The sequence below is a fragment of the Pontibacter sp. SGAir0037 genome (assembly GCF_005491705.1).
In the GTDB taxonomy this organism is placed as follows: domain Bacteria; phylum Bacteroidota; class Bacteroidia; order Cytophagales; family Hymenobacteraceae; genus Pontibacter.
On the sequence record NZ_CP028092.1, the window covers coordinates 1,635,853 to 1,654,367 of the forward strand.

Here is an 18,515-nt window from a genome sequence, read left to right on the forward strand (position 1 = left end):
TATTACAGTTAATACTTTAATCAGGCATATTTTGCCAGATGTACTTAAAAGTTGATAGTGATTATCCGTATATATTTTTTACAGCTGCGGCTTTTACTCATGCACCTGAAATGCTTTTTAGTGCCAGCATAAATTACAGTTACACACCTGTTATGGTACTAAATTGTCAGAAAAAGGCACAAAATTATAATCCTACTCAATTTGAATTTTACCATTTAGCAGTATAATAATCCATCGTAGCCTTCCGTCAATGTTCGAACATTAGTAAAGAAAGCAGATGGCGTTATTTAATGACTTTAACTGAAACAAGTATCTGTCTGCTAAATACTTCATATGGATAAAAAGAATAATAAACTTCATAAACTGTTGTAGGGGACTTATGAATAACACAAAAAATTAATATTCTCTTTTATGAACAACTTAATAAGATATTTCTAATTTTACAGCTGCATTATTAGTGGCGATGAGTGCTTTCAGGATATACAAATTTTTAGGGAGTTTAAAGGCAGGATGGGATCATCTTGTAGGAAGCAAGGCGGAGTTTCCGCTGGAGCATCGTATCTATAACAGCTTCACGCTTATCACAGCGGTTGCTATTGCTTATAATATCCCATTCAACTATTTTGTTGGTTTGTATTTAACGGCCAGTTTAACAGTAGTACTGGCTTTTTTTATTGGTTATGCTTACTACCTTTCGCGCTTTGCCGGCAAACATAGTTTTAGTTTTACACTAGCGGCTATCACTATAAATATAGCCTTTGCACTCAACTATTTTTTTAACGGCGGCTTAAAAGGGCCAACCATGCTGTTGATGGCCCTCTCCTATTTTCCAATTATAGCCGTGGCACCAAAAAGACAGTATGGCATCTGGACTGCCATAAACCTGAGCCTGGTGCTGGGCGTTGTGCTGGCTGAATATTTATTTCCCCAGGTTGTTTTCGGTGACTATAGCAACCGGGAAAGCTATTTTGTCGATATGCTTTCCACCTACCTGATCATGATTATACTGGTGCTCTCCTGTACCAGCACTATGATCAGGAGCTATAATACTGCCCGTACATCCGCTGAAAAAGCAGCAGCAGAACTCCAGATGCTGAACCAAGAGAAAAACAGGCTGTTCTCTATTGTAGCCCATGACCTCAGAGCTCCCCTTGCCAATGTACAAAGCTACCTGGAGCTATTGGTAAAAGTTAATCTGCCCGAAAACAAAAGGCTCGAACTTAAAAGCGACCTGATGAAGGCAACTAAAAGCACCCTGGATATGCTAACCAATGTGCTGTCGTGGTCCAGAAGCCAGATGGAAGGACTCGAGATCAGAGTAGAAGCCGTAAACGTGTATGAGCTGCTTACCCCGACACTCGATCTTTTTCAGAACATTGCCGCTGGCAAAGAAATAACTCTTACTAACACTTTAGCGCAACAGGATTATGTAATGGCGGACGCCGATATGCTCCAGCTGATCATTCGTAACCTGGTAAACAATGCCGTAAAGTTCACGGCCAAAGGAGGCAATATCTGTATTCGTGCCACACAGCACCAGGACGCGCTGCGCATACAGGTGGAAGATAGCGGCAATGGAAAACCAGTTATCCTGAGCCCGGATGTATTTGAGCTGAACGGGAAGCAAACGGCAGTAGGCACTAATCGTGAGCGAGGTGTAGGGTTGGGTCTGGTGCTTTGCCGCGATTTCACAGAGGCATTAAAAGGTAAAATCTGGTTCGAAACATCTCCGGTATCAGGCACTACTTTTATAGTACAGTTGCCGTTGGCTTATAGTAAAAACATCAGTGCTTTGCCTGCTCATGCTGATGTGTCCTGACAAGGGCTCCTTCTAACCCCTCGGCTTTAAGGGTTGTAACAGGCACCGTAACCGGAGGCGGTATAAGAACGGATGTGGCGGGCCTGGCAGGCACGTCAGCTTTTGGATCGTTTTCCTGTTCCATTTTGCTTAGCATATAGGCTGTCAGAAAACCAATCACCATCACCAGTCCGCTAAAATTATGTACTTTCTCAAAGGCCTCCGGAATCATGGTATCGGCCAGCATTGCCAGAATAGCGCCTGCAGCTACCGCCGTGGTTGCCGCCAATACTGTAGGTGGAAAGTTGCTGAAGATGGTGTAGCCTAACCACGCCGAAATGCCAGAGGCGACAGCGATGCCTCCCCACACCAAAAAAACATATGGCAGTTTTCTGCCGGCTTCTTTCATGCCGGAGGCGCTTGAAAGCCCTTCCGGAAGATTCGACAGCCCAACGGCGATCACTGTTACCACACTCACGGCACCGCCGCTGATGAAGCCGATGCCGAGCACAATCGATTCAGGAATACCGTCCACCAAAGCCCCGACAGCCAGGGCCAGTCCGCTTCCGGCATCTTCCTGTTCCGAAGGCTGCAGGCCACCGGACCGCTTCCGGTGTTTTGCCCCGTTCTTTGCCAGCAACCAGTTAGCCCCGGAAAAAATAACAGCTCCGCAGAAAAAGCCGATGGCCGTCGCCATAAAGCCTCCCTGCTCATAGGCTTCTTCCACAAGTTCAAAAGACAAAGCTGAGATTAAAACGCCACTTCCAAAAGCCATCACACCTGCTACCAGGCGCTGCGGTATTTTTAGAAAGTAACCAAGTGAGGCACCCAGCACCGAGGCAGAACCCACCACTAAACCCCAGAAGGCAGCTTGTAAGGAAAGAGGCATAAAATGAACGTTTCGATAGCAACATGTAAACTGTCACCTATACGTTATACTTGCATCTTAGATAATCTAGAGGGTTTTATCCACTGTCTTCCGGATAACTTCATCGAGTTCGTAGCTGCTTTCCAGTAGCATAGCACAGATATTTTTGAGGTTCTGGTCTACCTCCATCTTCTCCAGGATCATGGCCAGCCCCATGATATTAGATAGTGGTCGCCTGAGTATGTGCGATTGTTGCCAGGCAATTTCCTCCAGCTGGTTGTTCTTGAGGTTCAGCAAAGACTGGGTGGCCTTTAGTTGCTCCTGCTGCACCATATAGTTGGTAATGTCATAGCCCAGGCAAAATACACCCTCCGGCTCGTTGTTTTCATTGAAAATTGCTTTGTACTCCCACTGCGTTATGATATAGCCTCCTTTTCCATCGTGCTTCCGGATAGTGGCCGGATATACATTACCTGGATTTTCAAAGCACCTGACAGATACCTCCTCACAGGTTTTTACATCGTCTGGGTGCATGGTAATTTCGAAAGGCTGCCCCAGAATTGAGCCATGCACATGCTCAAAGGTCTGAATGTAGTTTGTATTCAGATAGGTGTAAACACCTGTCATGTCGGTGGTGATAATATAGAATAGCGTTGAGTTATCTAACAGCTTTTTCGTTTCCTCGAAATCTTTCAGGAGCATCTTAAACAGTGGATTGTTAAAAAAAAGTAGCCAGTGCTTTTTTTAGTCAGCTCCGCTTACTTTAAAAAATAAAAATATATCTTCTAGCTAATATAAATAAAAAATAACAATTACCCTGTCATTCTGCTTTTGGGCTGAGGTGAAAAGTAAAAATACCTTTTTAAAACTAGGTACAAACCACCAACTGTACTTCCCCGGGTATGTATTCGCTGGCGCTGAATAAAGCAGTCTATACCGGTGGTGGATCAGAAAGCAGCATTATATTTTAATTAAAAGCTTAATTGAAGCTCAGACATCCGGAACTGCTTTGTTAACTCTAAAGTCTTTTAGTAACTTTAAAGCTCCAAACACCCTTAACGTTACGTCTAGTTTCTTTTTTATGAAAAAGAGCATTTTTTTAATTTCTGCTGCACTGATGCTTTTCTCTGAAGTTTCGGCCCAGGAAGCTAATGTTACACCCGAAACACCTTCTCCTGCAGCAAAACGCGCTCCTTTAAAACTACAGTTTCCTAATGATCCGGGCTGGAATGTGATTAAGGAAGGTCAGAAACTAGAGTTTGATGTTCAATCATCCGGCGGATCAGGCAAAACAGTAACTTATTACCTGTTGCAGGGCAGAGTAGAAGGCATGCACTTCGACTCTACAGGCCTCTTTTCCTGGATACCCAGCTATGACTTTGTAGACAGACTGAGCGGCAGCCGTAACCTGCAGCTGATGTTTGAGGCCAGGAACGATCGGGAAGAAAGCGTAAAACAGGTTGTGGAATTTAAAGTGGAGCACGTAAACCGCCCTCCTTTTGTAGGCGAGCTAAAACCATTTTATGTGCGCTACAATGCACAAAACACCTATACCATAGAAGCATCTGCTATTGGCGACGAAGACGGTGATCCCATTGTGATTATACCTAATATAGAAAGTATGCCGGAAGGCGCCAAGCTTTCAGAGCAGGGCGAATTTACCTGGAAACCTTCCTATACCCAATTTAACAAACTTCAGAAGTCACCCATGATGCTGGAGTTCTTTGTAGAAGACCAGCCTTCCAAAGCACGCACCAAAGGAAGCTTTAAAATAGCCATTACCCAGCAGGACCTGGAGCCGAACATGCAGATGATACCCTCGCAGAAAAGCTTCCGTTATAAAGAGGATGCCACCATCAACCTGAAGTTCCAGGTTTCGGACCCGAACGGGGAAGCCGATATTTCCTCCGTAAGCTTTATTTCAGAGAATCCCAAAGTGCCGCAAAGTGCCCTGGTAAAAAACACAGCCACGCAATACGAATTTATCTGGAAGCCCGGGTATGACTTTGTGCAGGACCCGCTGGATTCTTTATCCTTCAACGTCACTTTTTTTGTGATAGATAAATCACATAAAAGAGATGAGCGCACGGTTAATTTCACCATTCTGAATGCCATAAACGAAGCGGAAAAGGACCGGAAGCTCTACAGCGAGTACCGCTCTTCTTTGGTAAGAGCCTGGGATCTGATGGAGCAGCTGAAGGATGCCGAAAAGGACCTGAAGAAAAAATACAACCGCGCCCGCAAAGGCAAAAAAGGCAGATCGCTTACCAATGCCACGCTTGGAGCGGTAACGGGTATTTCTCCTGTTGTGATAGAAGACCCGACTGATTCGAAGAAGATTACAACCATTGGTGGCACAACCGTTATGACCATAGGCACCCTGGAAGCGACAGAGGTAATAGGTCGCTCTACCAAAGACCTGGTGGAAAGGCTGAACTACATCATGGAAAAGCGCAATGAGCTGCAAACGAAAGGAGATATCTTTGCCCGCAAGTATGCCCTTAAATCGTCGCGCCGCAAGCAGGAATTTATGAAAGATGTAGACGATTTTGTAGCGGTTATGAACCTAAAAGGATTGGTAGCGCTCGAGTTGGATGCCAGCTGGCAGAACAAGAATAAATCGTCAGACGAAAATATTGCCAAAACCTTCAAGGATTTCAGTCCGGAAGAATAGGCAAACCCCTGTCTTACACAATGTACCTGTTTCAGATACCAGGCCTTATGCTTGTTCTGAGGCAGGTACTTTTTTTTGAAGCTGATTTTACATTTGCTCCGGATCCTATCCCCCTGCCCTCTTTTATACTATATTAGCTATAAACTATTCTGTATCAAATTATTAATACAGCAACTTTGTTGCGCATTTTTTACGTATGCATAACTAGTTACAAAGTCCAATAGTACAAAATAAAACATACTGAAAAAATGGCAATATCACTGAAACCAATACAGGAACAGGTAATCGTAATTACAGGGGCTTCGAGCGGCATAGGCCTGGCCACAGCCAGGGCTGCTGCTAAAAAAGGAGCAAAACTGGTGCTCGCTTCCCGCAACGAAGAAGCACTGGAAGAAATCGTGGAGCAGATAAACATGGAAGGCGGCCGTGCCATTCATGTTGTAGCCGATGTGGGCAAAAGCGAAGATATACAGCGTATCGCCGATGCCGCCCTGAAAGATTTCGGTGGTTTCGACACCTGGGTTAACAATGCCGGCGTTTCCATTTATGGCAGGCTGGAAGATGTTAGCGAAGAAGACAGCCGCAGGCTTTTCGATACGAATTTCTGGGGCGTTGTTTCAGGCTCGCTCATTGCTGCCAAGCAACTAAAGATGAAAGGCGGCGCCATTATCAATGTTGGTAGTGTACTTTCTGATGTGGCCATTCCGATACAGGGCATGTACTCAGCTACGAAGCATGCTGTAAAAGCCTTCACCGATGCCCTTCGCATCGAACTGGAAGAAGAAAACGCACCTGTATCCGTAACACTTATCAAGCCTTCTGCCATCAATACTCCTTACCCGCAGCACGCTAAGAATTATACGAAGCAAGAGCTGACACTTCCGCCACCAGTTTATGCACCGGAAGAAGTAGCTTATGCGATTCTTCATGCTGCTGCTTCACCTAAGCGCGATATTATAGTAGGTAGTGGCGGTAAAATGATGAGCAGCACCAATAAGTATGCGCCAAAACTGATGGATCTGGCTGGGGAAACCATGCTGATAGATCAACAGCTGCGCGAGGAAAAGGCGCGCCATTTTGAGGGTTCCCTGCACAAACCGGGAAGAGACGGAGAAGTGCATGGTAATTACGAGGGGCACGTGATGAAAACCAGTTTCTATACCCGTGCTGCTTTAAATCCTGTTATAACAGGGGCAGTAGTGGCAGCCGCCAGTGCTGCAGCGGTAGCCTTGCTTGGAAACAACAAACTAAAGCAAATGGCTAAAAACGCAGCCGAGCAGGTGAAATAGCAAGAAACCAAATTATACTAAAGCCGCAGCAGGTATCCTTCTACAGGTGCCGTGCTGCGGCTTTTTTATTTTAATATCCTCTGGTTATTGTAGTCATAAATACGGATTCCGTCAAACTAAAACGGATTAAAAACCCGTAATTATTCAGGAATTAATTGATTATCAGATAAGTTATATTTACCTGACAGCTAACCATGAACACAAACTTGTATGGCAGAAATTTTACAGCAAGAATTAGAGAAGTTTGAAAGAATGGTTCTTAACGGGGAAATTCCCTGCTTCGCAATTTATTTTATTCAGAACGGGTTGTTGCTTAAATCCACTAACCAGAAGATCGAAAAGGAGATTAAATTACCAGAAGCCTTTATGAATACGCTAAACAGTTATTCGTATGGCGTGGATGTGATAGTATACCGCACCATAGATTACTCCTGCCTCAAAAGCTTGATCAATGCAAAAGTCTCTGTAGAAAAAATGATCAAAAATAAATAAGCGCTTTACACCTTATTACCCCTTAGCCTACCTCTCCCATCTGTTCATCATCGGATAGAGCCGATTGAGACAACAGTAAACGAAGCCGCTCGATATGCACTTTCATTTCTTCGGCTTTTTCTTCCTGCATGGTTGCCCAGCGGCGGTTTCCCTTGTTGGATTCGTTCTGCGACATATTCAGGAGAATGTTACGACGTTCTTCCAACGTGCGCAGTGCCACCCAAAGTGTTTCCTCTACGTGGTTAGTCATGCTTGTCAGAAGCGATTCTCTTGAAAAGGCATGCCCTGAATGGCACCTGTAACGTGTAATATTGCCCTCTTCGGACATATCCCAGAGCCCTCCGCCACACTCAGGGCATGAATAAGATGTTCTCTCACCGGAATTTTCAAGTTCATTTATGCTGGTCATGGTACTGCTTGTCATAACTTTTTCGGCTATCTTAGCCTCCGCCCAAATATCAGAAGGCACTGTAACGGATCCTGACACATGTTCTTGTACCAGTTCCACCAGAAGGTTTCCCATTATATTTAATTCAACCGCATGGTCTACCGCTATGTGCCGGAGAACATTCAGGGGCAAAGCCGGGAATTCAGCATCGCTGGGGTCCTGCACCACCGTGGTTCCACCACTGCGGCTGATGCACTCCATCCCCAGCACACCATCACTCATAAAGCCGGTTAAAATAACACCAATCGTATTAGGGCCATGATATGCAGCGGCCGACCGGAACAGCGGGTCTATACTAGGTCTGAACTGGTTTTCACGGGGCCCGCGAACAACCAAAAGCTCATTATCCCTGAGCAGGAGATGCCTGTCTGCCGGAGCCATGTAAACAGTGGCGGGCTCTATCTTCTCCTCGTGCCTGGCCACCTTGCAGGTAAGCTTCGTAAACTGGTTCAGGCGGTTTACCAGAAAAGGAGCAGACGAATCGGTGCTCAGATGTTGCACAATTAACACAGATGCGGGTAAGTTTTCAGGTACTGCCGCCAAAAGTTTGCATAAAGCTTGCATGCCACCAGCCGAAGTGCCTATTACTATAATTTTAGTGGCTTTTCTTTCCATTAATGTATTTTAGCGTGTATACAAGCTTTACCTGTAATGGCTAGTTTCTACGCAGGAGAACATATAGAGTTGAAGCAGGCTAAAATGCCACCTCCTCTTCTTAAGAACAACAGGGTATTTATACATATCAGAACTGTCAAACCAATCCACAAGAAATCCCCTTCCGGATTTTAATCATTTAAAAGCGTAAATTGCCTGAAGGATATAACAGAGCGCCATTGTGCAGGAAAAAAGCATGACACACACAGGTAGGAAAAACACGAAACGTAGTATAAACAGCAAAACACAGCCCGATAACACCCAGGACCTTTTCGTGATTGGCGTAGGTGCATCGGCTGGGGGCTTACAGGCTTTCTCAGCGCTTTTCAGCGCTGTGCCAAACGATAGTGTGTCTTACGTTATTGTGCAGCATCTTTCGGCGCAGCACATCAGCATGCTGACAGAGTTGGTATCGGAGCAAACGATTTTACGTGTAGAAGAAGCCCAGGATAATATGCCGGTTGTGGTAAACCGGGTGTATGTAATTCCAAACAATAAAGAACTCATCATTAAGAACAACCGCTTATACCTGCACGATAAAGACCGAAGCAACCGCTCTGAAACAGTAGACACCTTTTTTAAGTCTTTAGCCGCAGATAAGGGCTTTCGGGCGATAGGCATCATTTTGTCAGGAAACGGCACCGACGGCACCGAGGGCATTGTGGCTATAAAGAAAGCAGGTGGCATGGTAATAGTGCAGGACCCGGCTACAGCAAGAAACAACAGTATGCCTTTAAATGCCATGAACACCGGCTATGCTGATTTTGTAGTGCCGCCGGAGGAAATGCCTGCTGAAATAATGAATTATGTAAAAGTTGCGCCTATTGCCAACCGGCTTTCAGAGCAGGTAATGAGCAACAGCGAAACGGCTGTGCTGCACATGCTGGAGATGATTCATGAGCGTACCGGAATAGATTTCAGCAACTACAAGATGCCCACTATTGTCCGGCGCATCAGCAGGCGAATGGCTTTTAATGAAATAAACAACCTGCACGATTACCTGGACTTCCTGAACCTGAACCCTGCGGAAATCGAAATCCTGAGCAAAGAATTTCTGATAGGTGTTACCAAATTTTTTCGCGACCAGGAAGCTTACAGCATCCTGGGAAAAAAAGTAATTCCGGTTCTTGTAGATAGCAAGAAAGTGACAGATCAGCTAAGAGTATGGGTGGCAGGTTGCTCCACCGGCGAAGAAGCCTATTCTATTGCTATCCTGCTACGGGAGTACATGGATAAAGTAAAAAAAGAACTGGAAGTGAAGATCTTCGCCTCTGATATAGACCGGGATGCCCTGGAGTTTGCCGGTAAAGGCTGCTACCAGTCCTCCAGCTTGGAAAATGTTTCGGAAGAAAAGCGCAACGAATACTTTATTATAGAGGAAGGAAAATACCGGGTAAACCAACGGGTACGCCGCATGGTTATCTTTGCGCCACATAATGTTATCAACGATCCTCCCTTTAGCAGAATAGACCTGGTAAGCTGCCGTAATATGCTTATTTACCTGAACCAGCCGCTGCAGAAGAAAGTAATAGACAAGTTTCATTATGGGCTGCTGGTAGGCGGTTATCTTTTCCTGGGTTCCAGCGAAAGCATAGGCGAACAGAAAAGCTTTGCCGAAGTCAGTAAAAAATGGAAGATCTACCGCAACATAGATCCTAAGTTTTCTATCGGAATAGATGCTTTCGGGCACAACAACATCAGCAAAAAAGTTTCGGCTACTCCCCCTTTATCTGCTTTTCCGCGAGACCCGTCTGCCAGGCAGGTACTGGAGAACAGCTTTAACGATCTGTTAAGTGAAACCATCCTGGAAGAATCCGGCTATGCAGCTATATATATAGACGAAAACTTTGATGTATTACACGGAGCAGGAAAATTTAAAAACTATATAGATTTGCCGGAGCATAACTTTACGTTTAACCTGCTCAAGCTGGTATCACCCGATCTGTCGGCTTCTTTAGCCACCTTGCTGCGAAAAGCCATTCGTACCAGGGAAAAAATAGCTGCTTATAATATGCCGATCCATTTTGGTAGCGGCATGCACTTTGTTAATGTGGTGGTGAAGCCATATCTAGACAATAAAAAACTATCTCAGAATTTTATACTGGTACTCTTTAACGACAACCTGCAAATGCCGGTGGCCACCACCCCGCTTGTTACGGCTACAGATACTGATCAGGATTTGCGGGTGCAGGAACTTGAAATTGAACTGCAGCATACCAAAGAAGACCTTCAGGCAGTGGTAGAAGAGCTGGAAACATCGAACGAGGAACTGCAAAGCACTAATGAAGAGCTGCTGTCGAGCAACGAGGAATTGCAAAGCACCAATGAAGAGCTACAGTCGCTTAACGAGGAGCTGCACACAATCAATACAGAACATCAGTACAAGATAAAAGCTTTAATGGAGCTCGACGACGACCTGAACAATTATTTCAGAAGTACTGACATCGGGCAGATATTTGTTGACCGGAAACTCAGCATCCGCAAGTTTACACCTGCAGCCACCAATCTCATTAATTTAATAGAAAGCGATATTGGTCGTTCCATTTACCAGATTTCCAATAATCTGCGCTACGATTTGTTGATTGAAGATATACGCCATGTTATCGGCACTACCAAAACAATAGAGAAAGAGGTGCAGGATAAAAACGGGCAGTGGTACCAGATGCGCATTCTGCCCTATATTACACAGGAAAGCAAAATCGATGGCGCGATTGTTATTTTTATCCAGATAAACGAGCTTAAAAATCTTCATCTGCTGCACGAGGGTATCTTAGACAGCTCTCCGAATGCAGTAATGGCGCTTAAGGCTATCTTTAACCGGACCCACACGATTATTGATTTTGCCTTTACTATTTTAAATCATAAAGCGCAGGAATTTCTGAACCGTTCTGAAACAGAGCTACTCGAAAAATCGCTCTGGAAAGAATATCCTTCCCTGTTGCAACAGGGCATGTTCGAAAAATTTGTACATGTGGTGCAAACAGGGGAACATTTGCATGAAGAGCAATCTCAGAACCTGGACGGCGAAACGCGCTGGCTTCACCTGGATGCGGTTAAGTTTAACAACGGCCTGGTGCTTACCATTCAGGATATAACGGAGCGGAAAAATGCGGAGAAAGTACTGCAGCAGCAGCAGTTAGAAATCAAATCCAACGCTGAACGCTTCCGTACCTTACTGGAAGCTATTCCGAACATTACCTGGACAAATAAATTAACCGGCGAAAACGAGACCTTTAATGATGTCTGGTATACCTATACGGGTCTTTCAAAAGAAGAATCTGTTGGCTGGGGCTGGACTAAAGCATTTCACCCCGATGACCTGGAGAGTCTTATACTGGAATATAAAAACTGCCTGAAAACAGGTGAAGTGCATACCGGCCAGGCACGCATTTTTAATAAAGCCGAAAATCGTTACCGCCTGCACCTCATCAAGGATGTTCCCATCCGGGATGAGCAGGGTAAAATCATGCTTTGGATTGGCACTGCAACTGATATCCAGGAACAGAAAGATGCCGATGAAACAAATGTGAGACTCAGGCTGTCGCAGCAGCGCGAAATACTGAAGGCTATCCTTAAAACGCAGGAAGCGGAGCGTGACCGAATTTCTGAAGCCTTGCACAACGGCTTGGGGCAAATCTTATATGCAGCCAAACTGAACCTGGCCAACATGACGCCGATGGGTACCGAGGAGAGAAACATAAAAGAGAAGGTAGATATATTATTGAAGGAAAGCATAGCGGTTACACGGCACATCTCGGCTGAACTTACTCCCAATGTGCTCAAAGACTTTGGCCTGCCAACCGCTATCGAGGAAAGTATATCACGGCTACGCAATCATCAGTTACAGATTACTTCCGAAATAACCGGCTTTAGCGAACGATTGGACTATACCGCAGAACTTGCCATGTACCGGATCATACAGGAGCTCCTGAACAATATAGTGAAACACTCCAAAGCAACACAGGCCAGCGTATACCTGGTAAGGGAAGGGAATGATGTAATCCTGAAGGTAGAGGATAATGGCATCGGGATAGATAAGAAGGAGCTGCAACAGTTAAAAGGCATCGGCCTGAACAGTATTCAGAACAGGATAAAGTTACTGGAAGGAAAGTTTTCGGTAGACTCTACCCCGCATAAAGGAACTGTTTTTACCATCGCTTTTCAACTCTAAACAATTCCTCTCTTTTTCCATAGTACAAAAAGAAAGGCTGCCCTTTCAGAAGAGCAGCCTTTCTTTTTGTACTTGCTGGTAATTACTTTTTAATGACTTTCATATTGCCTGATTTCCCTTCCGAATCAACGTACTTAAGAATGAACAGACCAGATTTGATGTCCATTCCTGTTAAGTCGAGTTCTAAACTTCTGTTTCCTGCGTTCAGTTCTTTTGCCTCTTTTCTATAAACAAGCTTACCGGACTGGTCATATAGTGCCAGTTGCGTTATCTCGGCTTCCTGTCCGCTGAAATCGATCATGAGTCTGTCGCTGAAAGGATTTGGATAAGCAGCTACTTTCTCTGTAAAAGATGGGTTGAACTCTTCGGCTAAGGTAGCATTGGAAGTGCTGGAAGCAGTATAGATCAGGTCGATCGGGGAAAGTCTGTTCCCACCGATAGGTCTTTCCATGGCTCCGCCTGGCAGCTGCCAGCCTACGGCCAGGTGGTCTCCCCCGCCGCCTTCCACGTGCAGGGCCTCGATGTAGTAGCGCTTGCCAGCCTCCAGCCTGATCTTCCTCGACTGCTGAGAAGAGAACTTGTCCCACTCGCGGGCGCTGGTCCAGCTGCCGACAGAGGCAATCTTCTCCTTCTGAGACGGGCTCTCGGAGCTGCTCAGCCAAAGCTCGGCCATGTCGTCGCCGGAGATCCAGAAGGTGTAGTCGCCGGTGGCAGGTGCCGTGATGTAGCCGCTCAGGCGCTGGCCGTAGTTGTCGCCCACATTAGAAGGCGCCTCAAACGTATTGAGCGTAGAAGTAGCGTAAGGCGCTTTAGACACAGGAATGTCGCCGATGCCGCCGTGCACATCATCCCACAACTCACGGGTAAGGCTGCCGTTGGTAGCAGGGGCTTCCGCCACATCAGCAGAGAACCTGTTCCCACCGATAGGTCTTTCCATGGCTCCGCTTGGCAGCTGCCAGCCTACGGCCAGGTGGTCTCCCCCGCCGCCTTCCACGTGCAGTGCCTCGATGTAGTAGCGCTTGCCGGCCTCCAGCCTGATCTTCCTCGACTGCTGAGAAGAGAACTTGTCCCACTCGCGGGTGCCGGTCCAGCTGCCGACAGAGGCAATCTTCTCCTTCTGAGACGGGCTCTCGGAGCTGCTCAGCCAAAGCTCGGCCATGTCGTCGCCGGAGATCCAGAAGGTGTATTCGCCGGTGGCAGGTGCCGTGATGTAGCCGCTCAGGCGCTGGCCGTAGTTATCGCCCACATTGGAAGGCGCCTCAAACGTGTTGAGCGTAGAAGTAGCATAAGGCTTTTTAGACACAGGAATATCGCCGATGCCGCCGTGCACATCATCCCAGAATTCACGGGTTATAGCGCCGGTAATAGGCTGGCCGCTATTGCCTCCGTTGTTATTACCGTTACCGTTATTGCCGTTACCATTGCCATTATTATCGTTCTGCGATGGCTTATTGCTTATTGTAATACTTACAGCACTGGAAGTAGATGTCGCACCTTTATTATCAATTGCAGTCGCTGTCAGGTAGTAGCTACCCATTTTAGGCTTATCAATGGTAATAGCATAAGGGCTTTGAGTAGCTTCACCTAATTTGTTACCTGCATCAAAGAACTCTACCTTCGAAATAGAACCATCCGGATCGGAGGCATTGGCAGTTATTGTTAAAGCCTTTCCATGCTCATGCGTTGCGTTGGCAGCAGGAGAAGCAATGCTCACCGCCGGAGCCTTGTTTGCATTTGATTGCGAGGCAGGGCCAATGGTTAAACCATTTCGCTGCACCTTCTGCAACCATGTATTGTACTCGTTAATTTCATCCTGCTTTGTTATTTTCCCTGGCAGGAACGTATTGTTAACATCTTTTACAGTGCCATCCGGGAAATAATTAGACTCCACTCTGTAGTCTTTTCGCATTACCCCGATCACGTTGTCGCGCATCACATTGTTAAAGGTAGCTCCTGTTTTATAGTAGTCGTACCCATAGAGGCCATTGTTGTAGGTATTCATGGGTGTGCCATCATCGAAAAGGCCGGAGTTGATAGCGCGGTTGTTGTACACCTCGATGTTGTTTCCGGATGCAATACCATAGTTGTGCTGGCCGATGTTTACTGTATGGTTTTCATATACCTTCAAGTGGGCCGTCACCATCGACTTCGGATCGCTTTTACCATCCTGCGGGGAGTCAGACAAAATACCGCCACCAGAGTAAACACTGGCAGTAGCAGGAATCGGATAAGCTCCTTTTAAGAAGTTGTTGTGAATACGGATAGGTGAATGAGGCGTGCCCCGCGAATTGTAGAGGTTGATGTTTTCCTCTACCAGCGAGTTGTTTGGCTCGTTAAATACCTCGTTCCAGGCAATCTCTGCGTGAGGTACTTCGCCACGGAAGTTAAACTTAACAAAGTTGGAGATCTCCATACCTCCGTACACCCGTCCATCGATGTTCTTTGCCTTGTTGTAACGGATTTTGATGGTTTCAGACTCTGTTCCGTTACCGCTGTAGCGTACAGAAAGCGCTATACCTGCCGTACCTTCCATGTAACAGTTCTCTACCACTACATTTCTGAAATCATCAACAATCAAAAAGCGACGTGGCTTTTTGTAGCTTCTCCACGGTGTGGGAGGCAAGCCGTAGCCATTGGTGTTTCGAACAGTAATGTTCGCCCGGTAACTCCAGGATTTAATTAAATAACCAGCTCCGCGAATGTTGGAATTAATGATGGTTACAGGTTCAGAAGTTTTGATTTCGACGGCGGGCACTTCTGAATCCCGTGATTCCCAGTTTCCGGTGTAGGTACCACCTTTCGTGATTACAAATGGTCCACTGTAGGACTGAGCACTAGTTTGAGATGAGATTAGTAATCCGACTACTACTGCAATAAGCATGGAAACGGCCCGGTTGCAGATGTTTTGTGTGTAGTTGTTGATTAACTCCATAAACGCTAGTTTAGTTGAAAAAATACTTACTTGTTGTGACTTTTAGTATTAAAAATTTACCTATAGCAATTTTTTTAGTAATCAGCAAAAGAGATTAAACAAAAAAAGAACATTCGAAACATTTATAGTACAATATGTAATTGTTTCAAATATAGAGGGAAAATTTTTAATTCTGCAAATAAAAAGTCTACCTGATGTGAAAATTTTTATATTAAAACATTTATATATTACCATAAGGGGCACTAAAAAGGGCGCTACAATAGTGTTAAACCTGAATCGGTAATCTCAAATATTATAGTATATGACTAAAATTATATTAAAAATATCATATACTAGATTTGATGTTTTGTGCTACTCCAAATACAACATTACCTGCTTTCTGACTTCAAAATTGCACCAAGTTTACCCCATCTTGTTTGCCCGGGAAGGATTAGTGAAGACTTTTTATACCAACATTAAGTATTAACTTATTGATTAGTAAAGTCTTTACGTATTAACCACATAAAAATTAAGTAAAAAATATATGGTATTATTTATTTAAATACTTAGATTTGTTTGACTGAATAAAGCAATTATTTCTACTGTTAATGCAAATAGCTGTTTTATTGTATCATCGTCAGCCGGGCACAGTCCGGAAAATTCAACCTTTCAACACTTCTGAGGAAGTTTAGCCATGAGTACCTTTAAAACAGAAAAGCAGAAAAACGGCCAAAAGCTACTAGTGCGTCTAATTGGAGAACTGGATGCCAACACGGCTGTAAAAGCACACCAAGAACTGGAAGGTGTGAACACCCTTTGTGACATTACCTCCCTTATCCTGGATTGTGCAGCGTTAAGTTATATTTCTTCTGCCGGTATAGGTGTTTTACTTTCCCTGCAACTGCTCTGCAAGGAAAAAAATGTACAGCTCTCGCTCTGCCACGTCCCTCCTCATATTTTAAATGTGCTCGAAATAATTGGCCTTGACAAGAAGATTCATGTGCTCCATACCGATGTAGAGCTTCATCACCTGCTGGAGAACAACCCTTTGTAACAGCAGCTGAAGCAGCTGCAAAAGCACATCCCACCGGCCTGCCTGATAGCTGTACCGCCCAAAAAGTAAGGAAATAAGTTTTGTACCTGCGCTTATTTTATTACTTTTTGGGCGGTATGCCGTTTTATGCTACTAAAAAGGATTTGTTCACAGAAAATAAATAAAGCTTTATGCCCTCAGTAACCTCTATTCTGGAAGACCTGCAACAAAGGCTGGCAGAGCCTAACTGGCAGGAACTGCTGCTCGAAATTATTGCCGCCTTCGACTGCTCCACCGGCACCATCCATACCCTGGATAAAAACTCCAACCTGCTCCTGTTGCAGGCACAGCAAGGTATACCAGCCTTCCTGCTCCCTAAAATGGAACAGATCCCGATTGGGAAAGGCATGGCAGGAATAGCGGCAGAACGGAAGCAGCCTGTCGAAATGTGTAACCTGCAGACAGATGAATCCGGAGTGGCACGTCCGGCAGCCAGAGAAACGAAAGTGGAAGGCTCTATTGCCGTTCCGATGCTTTTAGAAGGCGAATTGTATGGCACACTTGGAGTCGCCAAACCTGTTCCCTATGATTTCACAGAAGAAGAATCGGATAACCTGCTTCAGATCGGTGCCGAAATCAGCCGAATTTTAAAATCAAATGCACCCAAGCACCTTAATTCCTGAACTTAAACCTTTACGCCTACATGCGCTACTCCCTCCTGATTGCCAATGCCTCTGTTATTGACGGAAGCGGGGCAACACCTTATACAGCCCATGTGCTGCTGCAAGGCGACACCATTGCGCTAATTGATAAAAGCCTTTCTACTGAACACCAGGCAGAAAGAACCATTGACGCCAGCGGGCTGGTGCTGACCCCCGGTTTTATAGATGCCCATGCCCACGGTGAACCCCTGGAAGAACCGGCTTTCCATAATTTTCTGGCCATGGGCATTACAACCATTTGCCTCGGCCAGGACGGCTTTAGCCCCGAACACGAAGATGTGCGGGGCTGGATGGAGCAGGTGGATGCTGTAAAACCAGGCGTGAACATAGCGATGTTCGCCGGCCATAATACCATTCGCATGCTTTCAGGTACACAGTATGCGCCTGTGCCTTCGGAAGAAAACTTTCAAGCGATGGAGCGGCTACTCGAAGATGCGCTGGATGCCGGCTGCTTTGGCTTAACCACCGGCCTGGAGTATAACCCGGGTTATTATGCAGCGCAGGCAGAACTGGACAGGCTGGCACAAACGGTTGGCCGGAAAGGCGGACTTATTATGAGCCACATGCGCAGCGAACACAACGACCATATCGCCCCGGCTATCGAGGAACTGCTTTCGCAGGGGCAATATTGCCCTGTGCAGGTATCTCATATTAAAGTAGTATATGGCAAAGGCCGGAAAAGAGCAGAGGAAATTCTGGCACAGCTAAGCGAGGCAAGGGCACGTGGCATACAGGTAACCGCAGACTTTTACCCCTATTACGCCAGCTATACCAGCATCGAGATTCTTTTCCCGGAATGGGCCAAGAAGCCCTTCGATTACGAGGCAGTAAAGCAGCAGCGTGGTGCAGAACTACTGGATTTTCTGCGTAACAAGATCATCCAGCGAAACGGGCCGGAAGCCACACTCATTGGCTCTGGTCCGTTTAAGGGAAAGAACCTGGCTCAGATTGCCGAAGAACGTAACAAGCCTTTTGAAGAAGTACTGATGCACGACATCGGGCCCTACGGAGCTTTCGGTGCTTATTTTATCATGGACGAGGTGCTGCAGGAAACCCTGATCCAGGACCCATACATTATGCTTTGCACCGATGGCAGCCCCGGCATGAACCACCCCAGAAGTTTCGGTGCCTTTGCAAAAATGCTGGAGACATACGTTACCAGAAAGCAGCATTTCCCACTGGAAGAGGCCGTGCGTAAAATGACAGGCTTTACCGCCGAAACCATTGGTCTAGCAGACAGAGGCTTCGTGCGGGAAGGCTACAAGGCCGACCTGCTCCTCTTTAACCCGGAGGAAGTAAAAGAGAACACCACCTATATTCAGACAAACCAGCTGGCTACCGGCTTCCGGTATGTGCTTCTGAATGGCGAGCTGGTAAAAGAGAACGAACAGATACGCGAGAGCCGTGCCGGGAGAATGCTGAGGAAGTAACTTACATTTCACCTGCTCCACTGCC

At 45.9% G+C, this 18,515-nt stretch carries 12 protein-coding genes; 8 read left to right on the forward strand and 4 right to left on the reverse strand.

What is annotated here, in order from left to right; all coding sequences use genetic code 11:
- Window positions 1-463 precede the first annotated feature (463 nt).
- A complete protein-coding gene (locus C1N53_RS06775; RefSeq protein WP_240773464.1) occupies window positions 464-1,819 on the forward strand; it encodes a sensor histidine kinase KdpD in 1,356 nt (451 codons plus the stop codon).
- On the opposite strand, the gene C1N53_RS06780 is transcribed toward C1N53_RS06775, so the two are convergent.
- Both C1N53_RS06780 and C1N53_RS06785 read right to left on the reverse strand, forming a co-directional pair.
- On the reverse strand, window positions 1,785-2,687 hold the full coding sequence (locus C1N53_RS06780) for a ZIP family metal transporter (protein WP_137758589.1): 903 nt from the start codon (window positions 2,685-2,687) through the stop codon (window positions 1,785-1,787). The two genes, C1N53_RS06775 and C1N53_RS06780, sit on opposite strands and share 35 nt — an antisense overlap.
- Window positions 2,688-2,753: 66 nt before the next feature.
- Window positions 2,754-3,368 (reverse strand): PAS domain-containing protein, encoded by a 615-nt coding sequence (locus C1N53_RS06785; protein ID WP_137758590.1) that lies wholly within the window; start codon window positions 3,366-3,368, stop codon window positions 2,754-2,756.
- Between the two features lie 379 nt (window positions 3,369-3,747).
- Here C1N53_RS06785 and C1N53_RS06790 point away from each other — a divergent pair, with 379 nt between their 5' ends.
- The 3 genes from C1N53_RS06790 (at window position 3,748) to C1N53_RS06800 (ending at window position 7,121) form a co-directional block, all read left to right on the forward strand.
- A complete protein-coding gene (locus C1N53_RS06790; protein ID WP_137758591.1) occupies window positions 3,748-5,340 on the forward strand; it encodes a hypothetical protein in 1,593 nt (530 codons plus the stop codon).
- 248 nt (window positions 5,341-5,588) lie between these two features.
- Window positions 5,589-6,629, forward strand: coding sequence for an SDR family oxidoreductase (locus tag C1N53_RS06795; protein ID WP_137758592.1), 1,041 nt, complete (start codon window positions 5,589-5,591; stop codon window positions 6,627-6,629).
- A gap of 210 nt (window positions 6,630-6,839) precedes the next feature.
- A complete protein-coding gene (locus tag C1N53_RS06800) occupies window positions 6,840-7,121 on the forward strand; it encodes a hypothetical protein (protein WP_137758593.1) in 282 nt (93 codons plus the stop codon).
- A 22-nt stretch (window positions 7,122-7,143) separates the two neighbouring features.
- Here the strand turns inward: C1N53_RS06800 and C1N53_RS06805 are convergent, their stop codons facing one another.
- On the reverse strand, window positions 7,144-8,184 hold the full coding sequence (locus C1N53_RS06805) for a chemotaxis protein CheB (protein WP_137758594.1): 1,041 nt from the start codon (window positions 8,182-8,184) through the stop codon (window positions 7,144-7,146).
- Window positions 8,185-8,419: 235 nt separating this feature from the next.
- Between C1N53_RS06805 and C1N53_RS06810 the strand changes: the two genes are divergently transcribed.
- Window positions 8,420-12,394 (forward strand): CheR family methyltransferase, encoded by a 3,975-nt coding sequence (locus tag C1N53_RS06810; protein WP_137758595.1) that lies wholly within the window; start codon window positions 8,420-8,422, stop codon window positions 12,392-12,394.
- Window positions 12,395-12,476: 82 nt separating this feature from the next.
- On the opposite strand, the gene C1N53_RS06815 is transcribed toward C1N53_RS06810, so the two are convergent.
- Window positions 12,477-15,326 (reverse strand): PA14 domain-containing protein, encoded by a 2,850-nt coding sequence (locus C1N53_RS06815; RefSeq protein WP_137758596.1) that lies wholly within the window; start codon window positions 15,324-15,326, stop codon window positions 12,477-12,479.
- A 673-nt stretch (window positions 15,327-15,999) separates the two neighbouring features.
- Between C1N53_RS06815 and C1N53_RS06820 the strand changes: the two genes are divergently transcribed.
- The 3 genes from C1N53_RS06820 to C1N53_RS06830 all read left to right on the forward strand — a co-directional run bounded on the left by C1N53_RS06820 (window position 16,000) and on the right by C1N53_RS06830 (window position 18,490).
- A complete protein-coding gene (locus C1N53_RS06820; RefSeq protein ID WP_137758597.1) occupies window positions 16,000-16,359 on the forward strand; it encodes an STAS domain-containing protein in 360 nt (119 codons plus the stop codon).
- 170 nt (window positions 16,360-16,529) lie between these two features.
- On the forward strand, window positions 16,530-17,021 hold the full coding sequence (locus C1N53_RS06825) for a GAF domain-containing protein (RefSeq protein WP_137758598.1): 492 nt from the start codon (window positions 16,530-16,532) through the stop codon (window positions 17,019-17,021).
- Window positions 17,022-17,041: 20 nt separating this feature from the next.
- A complete protein-coding gene (locus C1N53_RS06830) occupies window positions 17,042-18,490 on the forward strand; it encodes an amidohydrolase family protein (protein WP_137758599.1) in 1,449 nt (482 codons plus the stop codon).
- Window positions 18,491-18,515: the final 25 nt, after the last annotated feature.